Origin of the sequence: Nonomuraea sp. SYSU D8015 (assembly GCF_008065375.1) — a bacterium.
Classification (GTDB): Bacteria; Actinomycetota; Actinomycetes; order Streptosporangiales; family Streptosporangiaceae; genus Nonomuraea.
The window spans coordinates 215,803-231,790 of record NZ_VJYI01000008.1; the positions used below are offsets into that span (position 1 = coordinate 215,803).

The window sequence follows — 15,988 nt, forward strand, 5'->3', positions numbered from 1 at the left end:
GGTCCTTAGACCCTGACGCACGGCGGCTTCCGCGGGTCCTCAGGTCAGGCGTCCTGGCGCAGCAGCGCCACCACGGGGATGCGGCGGCTCGTCCTGGCCTCGTACTCCGCGAAGCCCGGCGCCTGCTCCACCATTCTGGCGTAGAGCCGGTCGCGCTCCCCGTCCTCGACGAACTCGGCCTTGGCCGTGAACTTCTCCGTCCCGACCTCCACCGTCGCCTGCGGCGTGGCACGCAGGTTGTGGTACCACGCCGGGTGGTTGTCCGCGCCGGCGTTGGACGCGATCACGACATAGCGCTCGCCGTCTGCCAGATACATCACCGGAGTCGTGACCTGCCTGCCGCTCTTGGCCCCCGTGGTCGTGAGCAGTACCAGCGGCGCGCCCTCGAACATGCCGCCGACCCGGCCCTCGTTGGCGCGGAACTCCTCGATGACCTGCTGGTTGAAGTCGTTGGGCATCCTCTGCTCCCTCTAATCGGAGATTCCTCCGGTTGGCAGACTAACCGGAGACCTCTCCGGATACAACCGGTATGCTCCAACCGTGCGCGGACGCAGATACCTGCCCGTCGTCGGGCAACCCCAGCCGGAGCGGGCCGACGCCGCGCGGAACCGGCAGCGGATCATCGAGGTCGCGGCCAGGATGATCGCCGAGCACGGCACCGACGGGCTGTCGCTCGACGAGGTGGCCCGCGCGGCCGGCGTCGGGGTGGGCACGGTCTACCGGCGCTTCGGCGACCGGACCGGCCTCGTCTACGCGCTGCTCGACGAGCAGGAGCGACGCTTCCAGTCCGACTTCTTCGCCGGGCCGCCGCCGCTCGGGCCCGGTGCCCCGCCCTGCGATCGGATCGACGCGTTCCTGAGCGCGCTGGTCGACCGCATCGTGGCGCAGGAGGGGCTGTTCCTGCTGCTGGAGAAGGGCAGGAAGCCGAGCACGTACAGCGGGCCGTACCGCGTGCATCACATCCACCTGGCCACCCTGCTCAGCCAGGCATGCCCGCACGTCAACGCCGCCTACCTGGCCGACGCGCTGCTCGCGCCGGTCAACGCCCGCCTGATCGCGTTCCAGCGCGAGGAGCGGGGCATGACGATCGAGGAGATCAAGGCCGGGCTGACGGACCTCGCCGCGGCCGTGATCCGTCTCTAGGGCTCATGTCATCAGGCAGAGCAGGTTGCCCTCCGAGTCCCTGAACGCGGCCATGCGGATCTCCCTGCCCGGCGTGCCGAAGGTGCCGTCGTCAGTGAAGATCAGATGTGGCTTCTCGACGATCGCGACGTCGTGGGCGCGCAGCCGCGCCACGTCCGCCTCGATGTCGTCAGAGGCCAGGTAGAGCACCGCGGAGGGCGCGCCCTTCTCGATCAGCAGCCGGACGCCGTCGAGGTCGAAGAACGCCAGCCCGGGCGGCCGGTAGGTGGCGATGTGCCGCAGGCCGAGCACGTCGCGGTAGAAGGCCGTGGCCCTGTCGAGGTCGTCGGCGTGCTGGGCGACCTGCGCGAGTCCTCTCATGTGCCGAACGTAGACCTCCGACCCGCTACGCGCCCTCGTTTTCCACCCGGACGGTCAGCCGGTCGTCGGAGAAGCGGATGGTCAGCGGCGAGCCGGGCGCCACGTCCTTGGCCAGCCGCACCACCTCGCCCGTCGGATGCTGCACGATGGCGTAGCCGCGCTCCAGCGTGGCCGCCGGGGACAGCGCGACCAGGCGCGCCCGCAGGTGGACCAGGTCGTCGGCGGCCCTGTCGAGAGAGCCGGACAGCGAGCGCCTGGCCCGGTCGCGCATGGCCTCCACCTGCTCCGCCCGGCGTTCGAGCTCGCGTACGGGGTCGGCCAGCGACGGCCGGGAGCGCACCGACGTCAGCCAGGACATCTCCCTGTCGAGCCAGCCGCTCACCACCCTGCGGCCCCGGTCGCGCAACTGGCGCACCAGCGTCAGCTGCTCGCCGACGTCGGGCACGATCTTCTTGGCCGCGTCGGTGGGAGTGGACGCGCGGACGTCCGCCACCAGGTCGAGCAGTGGGCTGTCCTGCTCGTGGCCGATCGCGCTCACGACAGGCGTGCGGCAGGCGGCCACCGCGCGGACCAGCGTCTCGTCGGAAAACGGCAGCAGGTCCTCCAGGGAGCCGCCGCCGCGGGCGATGACGATCACGTCGACCTCGGCGTCCGCGTCCAGCTTGCGCAGCGCCTCGGTCACCTCGCCCACCGCGTACGGGCCCTGGACGGCCACTTCCTCGACCTTGAACCGCACGGCGGGCCAGCGCCGGCGCGAGTTTTCCAGCACGTCCCGCTCGGCCGCGGAGTCGCGGCCGCAGACGAGCCCGATCGTGCCCGGCAGGAACGGCAGCCGCCGCTTCCTTTCCGCGCTGAACAGCCCCTCGGCGGCCAGCAGCTGCCTGAGCCGCTCCAGCCTGGCCAGCAGCTCGCCCACGCCGACCGGGCGGATCTCCAGGGCGGTGAAGGCGAAGGAGCCCTTGTTGACCCAGAAGTCCGGCTTCACCTGCATCACGACCCTGGCGCCGTCGACCGGCCGCGGCACGGCCGCCTCGTAGACGCCGCGCGGAGCGGTGACCCTGGCCGACACGTTGGCGACCGGGTCACGCAGGGTCAGGAACACCGTGCCGCCGCGCGCGCTCAGATCGGTGATCTGGCCCTCGACCCAGACCGTGCCGAGTCTCGCGATCCAGCCCCCCACCATCTGCAGGACCGTGCGGATCGGCAGGGGGGACTCGGGCGAGGTCTTCGTCGAGGTCATGGCGGAAGACTACGCGGGGAAGCCTGCTTCCCCGAAAGACGAACGTCCCTTCCTTCCCGGTTTTCGGGGACGCGGGGGCTTGCCCCCGCGAGAGTGCGGCTATTCCCCGGCCTGGAGCTTGGCGAGGCGGTTCTCGAACATCTTGATGACCTCGGGCCGCGCCTTCGTCGCCCGCTCGTAGGCCAGGAAGGCGCCGATCTGCTCGGCGCTCTTGCCGCGCATCCTGGCGCGCAGGGAGGCGACGGTCATCTCGGAGTAACCGGGCAGCGGCTCCGCCAGTTCACCGGCCTCAGGAGTGGCGGCGGGCTCCGGCGTCGCGGCGGGCTCCTCCGCGGCCGCGGGCTGGGCGGCCTTGCGGGTGCGCCTGGCCTTCGGCTTCGCCGCGGGCTCGGCGGCCGTGGGCGCGGCCTCCGCCTCGGCGGCAGGCTCTTCCACCACGACCGGCTCGGCGGCGGGCTTTTCGGCCACAGCGGGCTCGACAGCGGGCTCGACAGCGGCTTCTGGAGCGGCGGCGGAAGCGGGCTCCTCCTCGGCCTTCGGCTCCGCGACGGCGGCCTTGGCCTTCTTCGGAGCGGCCTCCGGCTCGGCGACCGCGGCCTCGGGCTCGACGACCGCCTCCGGCTTCGGAGCGGCTTCGGTCGTGGCGGCGGGCTTCGGGGCCGCTTCGGTCGTCGCGGTGGCCTCGGCGGTCGGCTTCGGGGCCGCTTCGGTGGTGGCGGCGGGCTCGGCGACCGCCTCCGGCTTCGGAGCGGCTTCGGTCGTGGCGGCGGGCTTCGGGGCCGTCTCGGTCTTCGCGGGAGCGAAGATGACCGGGTCCGGCTTGGTCTTGGCGACTCCGTTGGGCTCGGACGCGCCCGGGCGCGGCGCGAAGATGACCGGCTCCTTGCGGGCCGGCTTGACCTCCTCGTCCGCCGGCGCCGCGGCCACCTGGCCGGCGGAGGGACGGGAGTCGTACGCCTCCTCCTCCCGCTCTTCCTTCCTGCCTATACCCTTGATCGAGTTTTTCACCCGGTCCACCACGAGCAGCGCCTGGCCGGCGGCGCTCAGGGTGGTCTGGACGACGAGGAGCGGAAGGTCCTTGGCCTTCTCCTTCAACTCGTCCTTGTTCGTGACGGTTTTAGCAATGTTGCGTATCACGTCGCTGAAGGACATGACGTCTCCCTGGGAGGTCAGTATGGACGGCCAGTCTGGCAAACCGCGGGCGACCACGCACGGCCGGGCCTGATGGCCGCTCCACGTAGCATAGAAAGTATGGAGCCCCAGACCCCCTCTTCCCGCCGAGTCCTCGTAGCCAAGCCGCGGGGCTACTGTGCCGGAGTCGATCGAGCCGTGGTCGCGGTCGAGAAGGCTTTGGAGCAGTACGGCGCGCCGATCTACGTACGCAAGCAGATCGTCCACAACACCCACGTCGTCAAGACGCTCGAGGCCCGGGGCGCCATTTTCGTCGAGGAGACCGAGGAGGTCCCCGAGGGCGCGATCGTGGTGTTCTCCGCCCACGGCGTGTCGCCCGCCGTGCACGCCGAGGCCAGGCAACGCGGACTGCGCACCATCGACGCCACCTGCCCGCTGGTCACCAAGGTGCACAACGAGGCGAAGAGGTTCGCCGGCCAGGACTACGAGATCCTGCTGATCGGGCACGAGGGTCACGAGGAGGTCGAGGGCACCTCCGGCGAGGCCCCCGAGCACATCAAGCTCGTCGACGGGCTCGACTCTGTCGACAAGGTGGAGGTGAAAGACCCGAGCAAGCTGGTGTGGCTGTCGCAGACCACCCTCTCGGTCGACGAGACCACCGAGACCGTGGCCCGGCTCAAGCAGCGTTTCCCCAACCTGATCGACCCGCCGAGCGACGACATCTGCTACGCCACGCAAAACCGCCAGACCGCGGTCAAGGAGATCGCGGCCGAGGCGCAACTGGTCATCGTGGTCGGCTCGGAAAACTCCTCCAACTCCAAGCGCCTGGTCGAGGTGGCCAAAGACTACGGCGCCGACGCCTCCTACCTCGTCGACAACGCCGGATTCATCAAGGACGAGTGGCTCGAAGGCGTCACCACGGTCGGCGTGACCAGCGGCGCCTCGGTCCCCGAGGAGCTCGTCGAGGAGGTGCTCGCCCACCTGGCCGAGCGCGGCTTCGGCGACGTGACCGAGGTCGAGCCGGTGCAGGAGAGCATGCGCTTCGCACTGCCCCACGAGCTGCGCAGGCAGCTCAGGGTCGTCTCCTAGTCCTCGCCACGCGGCGTCCCGTACACCTTGGGCTCGAAGTAGCCCTCGGGCTCGGGCACGAAAGGCTGACGCGGGCGCGGCGCCTCCGCCGCCCCCGCCTTCAGCTCTTCGCGCAGCTCGCGTACGTTGTCCCACAGCCCGCGCCGCCACGCCACGCCCAGCACGACGGCCGAGCCGGCGAACAGCCACGGCGCGCCCTGCGTCAGAGACGTGTAGAGGCCCAGCGCCAGCGACTGCAGGATCGACACCGAGCCGAACGCCCGCCCGAGCTCCACGAACGACGTGGCGCAGAAGAACACCAGCGGCGGCGACACCACCAGTGACAGCAGCTCGCGCCGGTTGACCAGCAGCATGCCCAGCAGGCTCGACGCCACGAAGACCGCGCCCACCAGCTGCTGGATGTCGAGCAGCGCCGCCAGCACGTAGCCCGCCAGGGTGGCGACCAGGGCGAGCGCGATGGCGCCGCGAGCGGTCAACCTGACAGCCGGGCGCCTGCCCCTCTCACCCACCGGTCCACCCCCCGTTCACTGCGACCCGTGGGCCAACTTACCGTTCGAGCCGGAGAGCAGAGGCGACGTTTCGAGTAGTTCGGGGGACGCGAGGGGTCTCGGGAGGTCTTCGAGCATCTCGGGAGAGTCGAGATCGCCGTCGACCACGCCCAGGTCATGCAGCTTGCGCGCGGTGACCAGCACGCGGCTCTCGAGCGAGCCGACCGACTTGTTGTACGCCTCCACGGCCCGCGTCAGCGCCCTGCCCAGCGAATCGACGTTCCTGCCCAGGGACGACAGCCGCTCGTACAGCTCTTTGCCCAGCTCGAACACCGCCCGCGCGTTCTCGCTGAGCGCGGCCTGCTGCCAGGCGTAGTGCGCGGTGCGCAGCATCGTGATCAGCGTCGTCGGGGTGGCGATGTGCACGCGGCGCGTCATCGCGTACTCCAGCAGCCCGGGGTCGCGTTCGAGCGCCGGCGCCAGGAACGCCTCGCCGGGGATGAACAGCACCACGAACTCCGGCGACGGGTTGAATGCCTGCCAGTAGGACTTGGCGGCCAGCCGGTCGATGTGCTCGCGCACGTGCCTGGCGTGCGCGTCGAGGCGCACCGTGGCCAGCGACTCGTCCGACGCCTCGGCGGCCTCCAGATAGGCCGCCAGCGACACCTTGGAGTCGACCACGATGTTCTTGCCGCCGGCCAGGCGCACGACCATGTCGGGCCGCATCGAGCCCTCCGTGACCTGCTCGTCGAAGTCGCAGTAGCGCTGCATCCCGGCGATCTCGGCGACCCTGCGCAACTGCAGCTCGCCCCACCGGCCGCGGGCCTCGGGCCGCTGCAGCGCCCTGACCAGGGCGGTGGTCTGGGAACGCAGCTGCTCGTTGCTCTGCCGGACGAACTCCATCTGCTTGACGAGCTCCGCCCGCGCCGCCCGCTGGCCCGACTCGGTGTCGCGCAGCTGCGCCTCGACCCGCGCCAGGGCGTCCTTCAGCGGCTCCACCAGATGCTCGACGGCCTGCTTGCGCTGCTCCAGATCGCCGGCGGCCTCGGCGCGGCTGGCCGCGAGCCTGGTCTCGGCCAACTCCAGGAACCGCACGTTGTTGACGTCGAGCGCGCGCGTGGACAGCGCCTGGAAGCGCTCGGCCAGCTGCTCCTCGACGTAGACCAGCTTGTCGGCGGCCGCCTTGGCCCGCGCGTCGGCCTCGGCCACCCGCACCGCCGCCCGCGTCCTGGCCACCAGGAACCCGACGAGCAGACCGACGGCCAGACCGAGGAGAAGCGACACGACATCCACTCAATCGATGATTGCAGGACTCCGGCGCGCCGTTCCCGCCCGACACGCTAGTTACGCTCAGCACGTAAACTTGGGCTCCGTGAGCCTCTCCATCGGAATCGTCGGTCTGCCGAACGTCGGTAAGTCCACGCTGTTCAACGCGCTTACCAAGTCCGGCAACGCGCTCGCCGCAAACTACCCGTTCGCCACCATCGAGCCCAACGTGGGCATCGTGGGCGTGCCCGACGACCGCCTGCCCGTGCTGGCCGAGATCTTCGGCTCGGCCCGCATCCTGCCCGCCAAGGTCGAGTTCGTCGACATCGCGGGCCTGGTCAAGGGGGCGTCGGAGGGGCAGGGCAGGGGCAACCAGTTCCTCTCCAACATCCGCAACACCGACGCGATCTGCCAGGTCATCCGGGTCTTCAGCGACCCCGACGTCACGCACGTCGACGGCGACATCTCCCCCAAGCGCGACATCGAGACCATCAACTTCGAGTTGATCATGGCCGACCTGCAGACGCTCGAGAAGGCCATCCCGCGCCTGCAGAAGGAGGCGCGCAACGTCAAGGACAAGCGGCCCATGCTCGAGGCCGCCGAGGCCGCGAAGGCGGTCCTGGAGACCGGCAAGACCATCTTCGAGAGCGGCCTGGACCGCACCGAGCTGCGTGACTTCCATCTCCTGACGGCCAAGCCCTTCCTGTACGTCTTCAACCTCGACGCCGACGAGCTGACCGACACCGCGCTCAGGGAGCAGTTGTCGTCGCTGGTCGCCCCGGCCGAGGCGGTCTTCCTCGACGCCAAGATCGAGTCCGAGCTGGTCGAGCTCGACGAGGAGGAGGCGCTGGAGCTCCTGCAGTCGGTCGGCCAGGAGGAGTCGGGGCTGCGCCAGCTGGCCAGGGTCGGCTTCGAGACGCTGGGCCTGCAGACCTACCTCACGGCCGGCCCCAAGGAAGCCCGGGCCTGGACGATCCGCAAGGGCGCCACCGCTCCCGAGGCGGCCGGCGTGATCCACACCGACTTCCAGCGCGGCTTCATCAAGGCCGAGATCGTCTCCTTCGACGACCTGGTCGAGGCCGGCTCGATCGCCAACGCCCGCGCGGCCGGCAAGGCCCGCATCGAGGGCAAGGACTACGTGATGCGCGACGGCGACGTGGTGGAGTTCCGCTTCAACGTCTGAGCGAGGTGCGGATACGCAGGCCAGAGGGTTGTTCACCCTCTGCGGTCCACGTCCAGTCCGCAGATTCTTGCGAGAGCCTTTCGGAGAGCAGGACCGCTGGAGCGTTGCGGGTGCGATCTTCGGCGCAAACCGGCGACGACCCGCTCACCGCATACAAGGCGGTAGCCAAGGAACTGGCCGACGTCCTCTACGTCACCTACGGCGCCGCAGATGCGCTGCGGATCGACCTGCCGGCTGTCTTCGTCGAGGTCCATCGGTCCAACATGAGCAGCTTGACGTGGACGGCCGAGTCCTCCGCCGAGCCGACGGCAAGATACTCAAAGGCCCCGGCTACCAACCACCGATCCTCGATGACCTCGCCGAGTGGCCGTCGACCGGTTCCTAAGCGCCTCGCGCGACGTCCGACCAAGGTTTGCGGAGGTGCCGTGGGTCGCCGGCTGCGGTTCGTGGCCGGTCACCCGCGAAGTTCCCCGCACCCCCTTCAGGGCGCAAACCGCGGCGAGCCTCGCCGAAACTAGACTCCACGGACGCCGACAAGCAGCCAGGGAGGCGCCCCGTGCACAACCATGAACCCGCCGACTACCACTGCCCGTTCTGCCACCTGACCCCGGACCGGGAACCCGACGTGGTCTACCGCGACGAGCGCGTCTTCGCGATGATCTGCCCCCGCTGGTGGCCGCGGAACGCGGGACATCTGCTGATCATCCCCGTCGCCCATCACGAGAACCTCTACGACCTCCCCGCCGCCGACGGCCACGCGATCTTCGATGCCACCCGGATGCTCGCCCGCGCCATGCGCACCGCCTACGACTGCGCGGGCGTCTCCACCCGCCAGCACAACGAGCCCGCCGGCAACCAAGATGTCTGGCACTTCCACCAGCACCTCTTCCCGCGCTACCCCGGCGACGACCTGTACGGCACGCCCCCGCAGCCCGACTGGCTCCCCGCCGACCGCCGCCGCGCCTACGCGGAGCGGCTGCGCGCCGCACTCGAAAAGCCACAGCGATCCCAGCTCGGCACCTAGCGCCGCGTCAAGCAACCTTGGCCCTGGAATCGTGGGGGTGTCAGCTCGTGCTAAGTGGTGCATTTCTCCTCGGCATCGAGCTGGTGGTCCGCCCAGACGTAGCTTTCGGGAAGTAAGTCAGTGATTGAGACAGTGCGGGGTCCGTCACTTGTGCCGACGATGACCTTGAGGGCTGGGAAGTAGTCGAGAAGGACCTGGCGGCAGCGGCCGCATGGGGGCACAACACCTCGGTCGCGGTCGCCCACGGCAACGAGGGTGTCCAGGTCGTAAGCGCCCTGCGCGGCAGCCGTACCGATGAGGACCAGCTCCGCGCAGGGGCCGCCGGTGAAGTGGTAGGCGTTCACCGCCGTGACGATCCGGCCATCTTGGTTGCGGGCGGCGGCCGCCATGGTGTGGTTGTCGCCCCGGCAGCGCGTGGCCGCGACATGCGCCGCAGCCTGGATCAGTTCATGGTCGACGTGATTGCTCTGTGTAGTCATCTTCTCTGCTTCATGTGGTGTCAGGCGGCGTGCGCCGGGGCGACCAGACAGTACGTCACAACGGGGCAAACCTGCGGCACTAGTTGGGTCGTTGGCTGCGGACTCGCCGAACTCGATTGCCTGTCACGTCGAAGGGCTCTGGACCATTCGTGCTCTCGTGATCGTGATATTCGGTCCGCACTCAGTGCGCAGAACGTCCGCATCCCCCAACTCTCACCAACGCGACCCAATGATGAACGCGCAGGTCAGCGAGCTATCCCGATGATCATTGCAGGTCATATCCCTATCCAACGGGGCGTGCGCGTGCCAGGGCATGCATCAGCCTTGTCCGGCGGGCCCGCTGTCGCTGGTCGCACGGCTGGGATCTGTCATGGACGGTGGGAGAGTCTCGGAGAAGCTGGTGGCGAAGACGCCCGCATGCCCGCGTTCGAGGTCGACACCTCGGGCTTCCAATACGTCGAGAAAGGGTCGATCGCGGGGCACCGCTGGTGGGCTCTCAGACGAGTTGAGCGCCACGGCGGGTGTCGTGCGACCTGCCGGGCTGCCCCGGTTGGCGGCGGCGCTCCTGGCGGAGGGCCCGCCGAAGCACCCGATCGTCGTCGACGGCTGGCTCCGCGATGTCATGAGACCTCGGCGGCCGGGGCGCGATCGGGCACGGCGGCGTCATCGGTTCGCGCGGATGTACCACCGGAGGCCCTGGAAGGCCGGCCCGCGGTGAGGCCCAGGACGATGCCCGCGATCACCAGCCCCGCCCCCAGCAGGTCGTACGTGGTGGGCGTGGCGACGCCGAGCACCACTCCCGTGACGATCGCCCCCACCGGGATGAGACCCGCGAACAGCCCCGCCAGCCCGGGTCCGAGTTTGGGCAGCGCGGTGTACCAGAGGAAGAACGCCATCACCGTGATCACGACGGCCAGGTAGGCGAACCCGAGGGCCTCCGCCGTCGTCGGCTCCCTGAGCATGGCCGTCCCCTCCTCCACCAGCCCCACCACGACCAGCATGGGCACGGCGAGCGCCGTCGAGTAGGCCGACACCCGGATCGCCCCCAGCTTCGGCAGCAGCGGGATGGCCAGCAGGGAGAAGGCCACCTCGCCCACCAGCGCGCCGAGCGACCACAGCAGACTCGTCAGATTGCCGCTGCCGAGCCCCGTGGCCAGCGTCGCGCCCGCCACGACCACGCTCGCCCCCATCAGCAGCCGGGGCGCGGGACGCCCGCCGGCCAGCGCCAGCCACAGCGGCACCGTGCCGAGGATGGTCCCGACCAACGCGGGGCCCGAGGCACGCGTGGACTCGACCACGCACACGTTGAAGAACACCAGGCCGAGCAGGGTGAGCCCGCCCAGGCACAGGCTCTCGCGCAGCGTCAGCCGTACGAACCGCAGGCCGAGAACCCTCGTTATGAGAAGCAAGATGACCGCCGCGACGAGATACCGGACGGCCTGTCCGCCGTATATGGGGTACGCGTCGACGAGTCCGGACACCCCGGCCAGCGTCCCCACCAGGAACATGGCCGAGGCGGCGCCAAGGATGCCGTTTCTCATGCGAAGGATGCTAAGGAGAGAATGGTTCACACAAGCAGTCCAATGTCCCGCCGAAAGACAGGACCAATATGGCTGACCTCCATATCCAGATAAATCGTGAAAAGGGCGGGATAGCTGGGCAGATCGCGTCCGAACTGCGCGACTCCATCCGCCGCGGCAGGCTCGCACCCGGCACGCGCCTGCCCGCCACCCGCGACCTCGCCACCGACCTCCAGGTCTCCAGGGGTGTGGTGGTGGAGGCGTACGAGCAACTCGTCGCCGAAGGCTTCCTGGTCTCCAGGGTGGGCGTCGGCACCCAGGTCACTCCCAAGAACGCCGTGAACAACGCGCGCAAGCCCCCGAGAGCGGCAGCGCCCACTCGCGTGAGACCGATGCGCCGCACGGGGGCCAACCCCTATTACGGACACCGCCCCACCTCTCCCGATCTCACCCACTTCCCCAGGGAACGCTGGCTGGCGGCGGTGCGGCACGTGCTCACCACCGTCCCCTCCGACGCGCTCGACTACGGCGACCCTGGCGGTGTGCCCGAGCTGCGCGAGGAGCTGGCCGGCTATCTCAGGAGGGTCAGGGCGGCCGACGTGCGCCCGGAGAACCTGATCGTCGTCGGCGGCGTGGCCCAGGGCCTCAGCCTGGTCCTGCACGTGCTGTCCCAGCATCGCGGGCTTCGCCTCGCGGTCGAGGACCCGACCAGCCACCGCCAGCTCCCACTGCTCAGGCGGGCGGGCGCGCATCTCGTCCGGGTGCCCGTGGACGAGGAGGGCCTGGACGTGCGGCGGCTCAGCGGCGACGCGGTCCTGGTCACCCCGGCGCATCAGTTCCCGACGGGTGTGGTCCTGTCCCCGCGGCGTCGCGCCGCGCTGATGGAGTGGGCGCACGCGGGCCACCGCACGATCCTGGAGGACGACTACGACGCCGAGTTCCGCTTCGACCGCGACCCGGTCGGGTGCCTGCAGGGCCTGGCCCCGGACCGGGTGATCCTCTCCGGCAGCGTCAGCAAGGCCCTCGCCCCGGGGTTGCGGATGGGATGGGTGGCGGCGCCGGCCGACCTGGCCGAGGCGATCCGGCGCGCCCGGGGCGAGCTGGACCTCGGCTCACCGGTCATCGAGCAGTACGCGTTGGCCCACTTCCTGCGTACCGGCGGCTATGACAAGCACCTGAGGCGGATGCGCCGTGAATATCGTCGCCGCAGGGACGCCCTGGTCGCCGCGCTGGCGGAGGAGCTGCCGAAGGTGCAGGTCAAGGGCATCGAGGCGGGGCTGCACATGTATCTGGAGCTGCCGAGCGGGTGGGAGGAGCAGGACGTGGTGCGGGCCGCGAAGGACCTCGGGCTGTCCGCCGAGCCGGTGGGGCCCATGCGGGAGTCGCCGGGACCACCGGCCGTCGTGGTGGGGTTCGCGCGGCTGCCCACGCACAAGGCCGCCGAGGCCGTACGGGGACTGAAGATCAGAATGTCATGACCGAGCGCCACACCGAGCCGGGACATCCCTGCCTTCCGGGAGGAACACGGTGGACGGGGTGTCTCGACGAGCCGGAGACCGCCGCCGGCCCGCGGCGGTCTCCGTGCTCCAGCCCGCCTAGTAGATCTTGTGTGGCACGACGGCGGGCTTCGGCTGGAAGCCGGAGGCCAGCGCGATGATCACGGCGGCCAGCACCAGCGGCGCGGCGAACGCCACCCTCATGTCGGCGGCCTCGGCGATGCCACCGACGAGCGCCGCGCCGACGATGAAGCCGACGTAGTTGAAGAGGTTGACCCGGGCGATGGCCACTCCGGTACCGGCCGGGTCGAGCTTGCCGGCCGCCGAGAACGACTGCGGCGCCACGACCGCCAGCCCCATCCCCGTGAGGGCGAACGCGACGATGCCGAGAGGCTGGTTGGGGGCGAGCACGACGCCCAGGAAGCCGAGCGTGGCGATCGCGCCGCCGACCCTGACGATGGCGGCGGGGCCGTACCTCCTGGCAGCGAAGTCGCCGCCGAGCCGGACGGCCAGCGTGGCCGCCTGGTAGGCGGCATAGGCCAGCGGGATGACACTCGCGCTCGCCCCGAGCACGTCCTTCATGAACACGGTGTTGAAGTTGGAGACAGCGGCGTCGCCGACGTACAGGAAGGCCATGGCCAGGCAGAGCGGGATGATGGGCCGCCACGGGACCTTTCCGCCGGCCGGCGCGGCGACGCTGTCGGCCTTCTCCTCGTCCTTCGTGCACAGATCCCGCCCGGCGTAGAGGGAGCCGGCCACCGCGAGGACCATGGGGATCGCCATGACGAGCGGCAACGGCAGGCCGGCGGCGACCGACGCCCACAGCGCGGCGGCCATGCTGAACACGCTCCACACGCAGTGGAACCCGTTGAGCACCTGGACGCCGTACCTGCGCTCGACCGCGACGCCCTGCATGTTCATGCCCGCGTCCACCGCACCCACGGCCACCCCGAACAGCAGGAGCACCGGCACCAGCAGCGGCACGTTCGGCGCGAGCCCGGTCAGCACCACGGCGACGGCGACCGCCGGCTGCGCGATGCGGAGCAGCAGCTTGCTGCCCAGCCGGGCGGCGAACGCGCCCGCCGCCACGCTGCCGACACCCGCCAGCACGGGCACGATCAGCAGCAGCAACGTCAGCGTGCCCTCGTCGAGCCCATGCTTGGCCTGGAGGTTGGCGACCTGGATGAGCAGCGAGGCGAATGACAGGCCCTGTACGGCGTAGACGACGTACGTGGCGACGCGGGCCTGGCGATCACGTTGGGACGGCACGGCGGCCTCCTGATTGGGGGGAAGATCAAACGTGAGCCGGGGTCAGGTTAGCGCCAGGCCAGGCGGTCGCGCCACCTGCAGATGCAGCCCGATGAGAAAGCCGCTGAAGGGACTGCCGCTAGGGTGACCCCCGGCCCGGACAGCGGGGCGGCAGGCTGATTGTGCAGGCTTCTTGTGGGGAGGCGTCGAACGTGAAACGGAGCTACGCGTCGGGCGAGGCGCGCAAGGAGCGCATCATGGCCGCCGCGCTCCTGGAATTCGCCGAGCACGGCTACCGGGGCGCCTCGCTGGCCCGCATCGCCCAGCGCGTCGAGCTCTCCCAGGCCGGGCTGCTGCACCACTTCAAGAGCAAGGAACGGCTGCTCGTCGCGGTGCTCGACTACCGTGACGCGCTCGACGCACACAAGCTGGGCCTGGAGCCGGCCGACGGGATCAACACGCTGCGCGGCCTGGTGCGACTGGTGGAGCACAACTCACGCGTGCCGGGCCTGGTGCAGCTGTTCTCCGTGATCAGCGGCGAGGCCGTGACCCCCGACCACCCCGGGCACGAGTGGGCCAGGCAGCGCTACCGCCGGCTGCGCGCGCAGGTGGCGGCGGCGCTGCGCAAGGGCGCCGAACGCGGCGAGTTCCGGGCGGATCTGGACGCCGAGGCGCACGCCGACCGGCTGATCGCGATGATGGACGGCCTGCAGACGCAGTGGCTGATCGACCCCGACCAGGTGGACATGGCGGCCGTCTTCAGCGGTTACGTGGACGACCTCATCGCGCTGCTGCGCCCGGCGACGACCTCCCCCTGAGGGGCCGCCACCTCGTCGTCGCCCAGTCGCCTGGCCGCGGCCCACACGCCCAGGGCGAGCAGCGCGGCGACCTCGATGATCGCGAGCCCCCGCTCCACCAGCCCGAGCGGCATGACGCGCCACCACGGCATCCCGTCCTGGGCCCCGAACCACATCATGACGATCATGCCCACGATGAACAGCACCGAGAACACCCCGAACCCGAAGGCCACGAGGGTGGCACGCGACCGCTCCGGGTGCCGCCACGGCCGGGCGATGATCACCGCGGCGAGCGGCAGGCACAGGAAGGCCACGATGCTGCCCCACCGGTGGATGGTGCCGCCCAGGCTGGGCCCGACGGACCAGTCGGTCTTCTCGAACCAGGCCGCCAGGAACAGCCCCACGGCCCACCCCATGAGGGCAATGGTGCCGAGGGGCCCGGCGAGCTTCTTGCGTGCCAGCGACACCCCGATGGCCACCGATCCGGCCGCGAGCAGGCCGACGCCCAGCCCGAAGATCCAGCCGTCAGGACCGAGGCCGTGCTCGCTGATGGTCCGCCTGATCAGATTCATCTCGTCGAGGCTCGACAGCTCCAGGCCCGCGATCACCGCGACGCCCGTGCCCGCCACGCCGAGTCCCCATCGCGCCGGCTGATGCACGTACACCTCCCTGTGTCTGGTTCAACAGGGAGAGTGTGCGTGGTGATTCCTAGAATTTCATGAGAGCGCGCGCCGAACGAGGTCGTCGCTCAGGTGGCGCAGTCGTTTCCTGGCCTCCAGGTCGTACGCCTGCACGTCGGCCCGGCTCTCCCGCCGCTGGTCGAAGTAGCGCCCGGTGACGCCGTCCAGCTCGTCCACCAGCCGGAGCACGGCCTCGGCGCCCTGGCCGACGCTGCTGATCGGCGGCACCATGGCCTCGCGGACCATCGAGGTGTTCATGAACGTCGCCGGGTGCAGGGCGTTGACGGTCACGCCTGTGCCCGCCAGCTCCTCCGCCAGGTCGAAGGTGAACATGATCTGTGCCAGTTTGCTCTGGCTGTAGGCCCGCTGGCGGCCGTACCCCTCGGTCAGCATGGGGTCGGCGAAGTCGATGGCCTGCTGGCCCGCGGAGGCCACATTGACCACGCGCGACGGGGCCGAGGCGACCAGCAGCGGGATCAGCCGCCGGGTCAGGTGGTATCCGGCCAGGTAGTTGACCGCGAAGCGGAGCTCGATGCCGTCGGCGCTCTCCTGCCGCCCGGAGAACGGCCTGCCGCCCCCGACCCCGGCGTTGTTGACCAGCACGTCGAGCCGGTCGAACCGGTCCAGCACCTCGGAGGCCATCCGCTCGACCTGGCGCAGCTCGGACAGATCGGCCAGGATCCCCTCCGTCAGGCCTCCGGCCCGCTCGCGCGCCCGGCGCACCCGCTCGGGGTCGCGGCCGTGCACGATCACGCGGTCGCCCGCGGCCGCGAGCCTGCGGGCCAGCTCCTTGCCGAGGCCGTCGGTGGCCCCGGTGATCAGGATCGTCCTCACGCTTCCCCCA

The 15,988-nt window shown here is 70.2% G+C and carries 18 protein-coding genes; 7 read left to right on the forward strand and 11 right to left on the reverse strand.

Annotated features, from left to right (window positions below):
• Window positions 1-44: 44 nt before the first annotated feature.
• A complete protein-coding gene (locus tag ID574_RS31095; RefSeq protein WP_188192542.1) occupies window positions 45-458 on the reverse strand; it encodes a nitroreductase family deazaflavin-dependent oxidoreductase in 414 nt (137 codons plus the stop codon).
• Between the two features lie 82 nt (window positions 459-540).
• On the opposite strand from ID574_RS31095, the gene ID574_RS31100 reads away from it, so the two are divergent.
• Window positions 541-1,143, forward strand: a complete 603-nt coding sequence (locus ID574_RS31100; RefSeq protein ID WP_188192543.1) for a TetR/AcrR family transcriptional regulator — start codon at window positions 541-543, stop codon at window positions 1,141-1,143.
• Between the two features lie 3 nt (window positions 1,144-1,146).
• Here the strand turns inward: ID574_RS31100 and ID574_RS31105 are convergent, their stop codons facing one another.
• The 3 genes from ID574_RS31105 to ID574_RS31115 form a co-directional block, all read right to left on the reverse strand.
• On the reverse strand, window positions 1,147-1,503 hold the full coding sequence (locus tag ID574_RS31105; protein ID WP_188192544.1) for a VOC family protein: 357 nt from the start codon (window positions 1,501-1,503) through the stop codon (window positions 1,147-1,149).
• A gap of 25 nt (window positions 1,504-1,528) precedes the next feature.
• On the reverse strand, window positions 1,529-2,743 hold the full coding sequence (gene xseA, locus ID574_RS31110) for an exodeoxyribonuclease VII large subunit (RefSeq protein ID WP_188192545.1): 1,215 nt from the start codon (window positions 2,741-2,743) through the stop codon (window positions 1,529-1,531).
• Window positions 2,744-2,842: 99 nt separating this feature from the next.
• The gene (locus tag ID574_RS31115; protein ID WP_188192546.1) at window positions 2,843-3,895 is read right to left on the reverse strand and encodes a hypothetical protein; all 1,053 of its coding nucleotides are present in this window, start codon (window positions 3,893-3,895) and stop codon (window positions 2,843-2,845) included.
• A gap of 99 nt (window positions 3,896-3,994) precedes the next feature.
• Between ID574_RS31115 and ID574_RS31120 the strand changes: the two genes are divergently transcribed.
• On the forward strand, window positions 3,995-4,963 hold the full coding sequence (locus ID574_RS31120; RefSeq protein ID WP_188192547.1) for a 4-hydroxy-3-methylbut-2-enyl diphosphate reductase: 969 nt from the start codon (window positions 3,995-3,997) through the stop codon (window positions 4,961-4,963).
• Here the strand turns inward: ID574_RS31120 and ID574_RS31125 are convergent.
• Both ID574_RS31125 and ID574_RS31130 read right to left on the reverse strand, forming a co-directional pair.
• On the reverse strand, window positions 4,960-5,439 hold the full coding sequence (locus ID574_RS31125; protein WP_223167246.1) for a DUF6542 domain-containing protein: 480 nt from the start codon (window positions 5,437-5,439) through the stop codon (window positions 4,960-4,962). The two genes, ID574_RS31120 and ID574_RS31125, sit on opposite strands and share 4 nt — an antisense overlap.
• Before the next feature lie 48 nt (window positions 5,440-5,487).
• On the reverse strand, window positions 5,488-6,744 hold the full coding sequence (locus ID574_RS31130) for a DNA recombination protein RmuC (RefSeq protein WP_188192549.1): 1,257 nt from the start codon (window positions 6,742-6,744) through the stop codon (window positions 5,488-5,490).
• 79 nt (window positions 6,745-6,823) lie between these two features.
• On the opposite strand from ID574_RS31130, the gene ychF reads away from it, so the two are divergent.
• From ychF to ID574_RS31145, 3 genes are all read left to right on the forward strand, one after another.
• Entirely contained in the window at window positions 6,824-7,900 is a 1,077-nt protein-coding gene (gene ychF / locus ID574_RS31135) for a redox-regulated ATPase YchF (RefSeq protein WP_188192550.1), read from the forward strand.
• A gap of 110 nt (window positions 7,901-8,010) precedes the next feature.
• The gene (locus tag ID574_RS62960; RefSeq protein WP_442939337.1) at window positions 8,011-8,418 is read left to right on the forward strand and encodes a nucleoside triphosphate pyrophosphohydrolase family protein; all 408 of its coding nucleotides are present in this window, start codon (window positions 8,011-8,013) and stop codon (window positions 8,416-8,418) included.
• A 38-nt stretch (window positions 8,419-8,456) separates the two neighbouring features.
• On the forward strand, window positions 8,457-8,924 hold the full coding sequence (locus ID574_RS31145; protein WP_188192551.1) for an HIT family protein: 468 nt from the start codon (window positions 8,457-8,459) through the stop codon (window positions 8,922-8,924).
• 50 nt (window positions 8,925-8,974) lie between these two features.
• Here ID574_RS31145 and ID574_RS31150 read toward each other — a convergent pair whose 3' ends face one another.
• A complete protein-coding gene (locus ID574_RS31150; RefSeq protein ID WP_188192552.1) occupies window positions 8,975-9,403 on the reverse strand; it encodes a cytidine deaminase family protein in 429 nt (142 codons plus the stop codon).
• A 620-nt stretch (window positions 9,404-10,023) separates the two neighbouring features.
• Window positions 10,024-10,944: a DMT family transporter gene (locus ID574_RS31155; RefSeq protein WP_188192553.1), complete on the reverse strand. Its 921-nt coding sequence runs from the start codon at window positions 10,942-10,944 to the stop codon at window positions 10,024-10,026.
• Window positions 10,945-11,012: 68 nt separating this feature from the next.
• Here ID574_RS31155 and pdxR point away from each other — a divergent pair, with 68 nt between their 5' ends.
• On the forward strand, window positions 11,013-12,401 hold the full coding sequence (pdxR, locus tag ID574_RS31160) for a MocR-like pyridoxine biosynthesis transcription factor PdxR (protein WP_188192554.1): 1,389 nt from the start codon (window positions 11,013-11,015) through the stop codon (window positions 12,399-12,401).
• A gap of 117 nt (window positions 12,402-12,518) precedes the next feature.
• Here the strand turns inward: pdxR and ID574_RS31165 are convergent, their stop codons facing one another.
• Window positions 12,519-13,688, reverse strand: a complete 1,170-nt coding sequence (locus ID574_RS31165) for an MFS transporter (RefSeq protein ID WP_188192555.1) — start codon at window positions 13,686-13,688, stop codon at window positions 12,519-12,521.
• A 191-nt stretch (window positions 13,689-13,879) separates the two neighbouring features.
• On the opposite strand from ID574_RS31165, the gene ID574_RS31170 reads away from it, so the two are divergent.
• Window positions 13,880-14,485, forward strand: coding sequence for a TetR/AcrR family transcriptional regulator (locus ID574_RS31170; protein WP_223167247.1), 606 nt, complete (start codon window positions 13,880-13,882; stop codon window positions 14,483-14,485).
• Here ID574_RS31170 and ID574_RS31175 read toward each other — a convergent pair.
• Window positions 14,434-15,123 carry a DUF998 domain-containing protein gene (locus ID574_RS31175; RefSeq protein ID WP_188192556.1) on the reverse strand — a complete coding sequence of 230 codons (690 nt, stop codon included), beginning with the start codon at window positions 15,121-15,123 and terminating at the stop codon, window positions 14,434-14,436. The genes ID574_RS31170 and ID574_RS31175 overlap by 52 nt on opposite strands.
• A gap of 57 nt (window positions 15,124-15,180) precedes the next feature.
• Window positions 15,181-15,978 carry an SDR family NAD(P)-dependent oxidoreductase gene (locus tag ID574_RS31180; RefSeq protein WP_223167248.1) on the reverse strand — a complete coding sequence of 266 codons (798 nt, stop codon included), beginning with the start codon at window positions 15,976-15,978 and terminating at the stop codon, window positions 15,181-15,183.
• Window positions 15,979-15,988 lie beyond the last annotated feature (10 nt).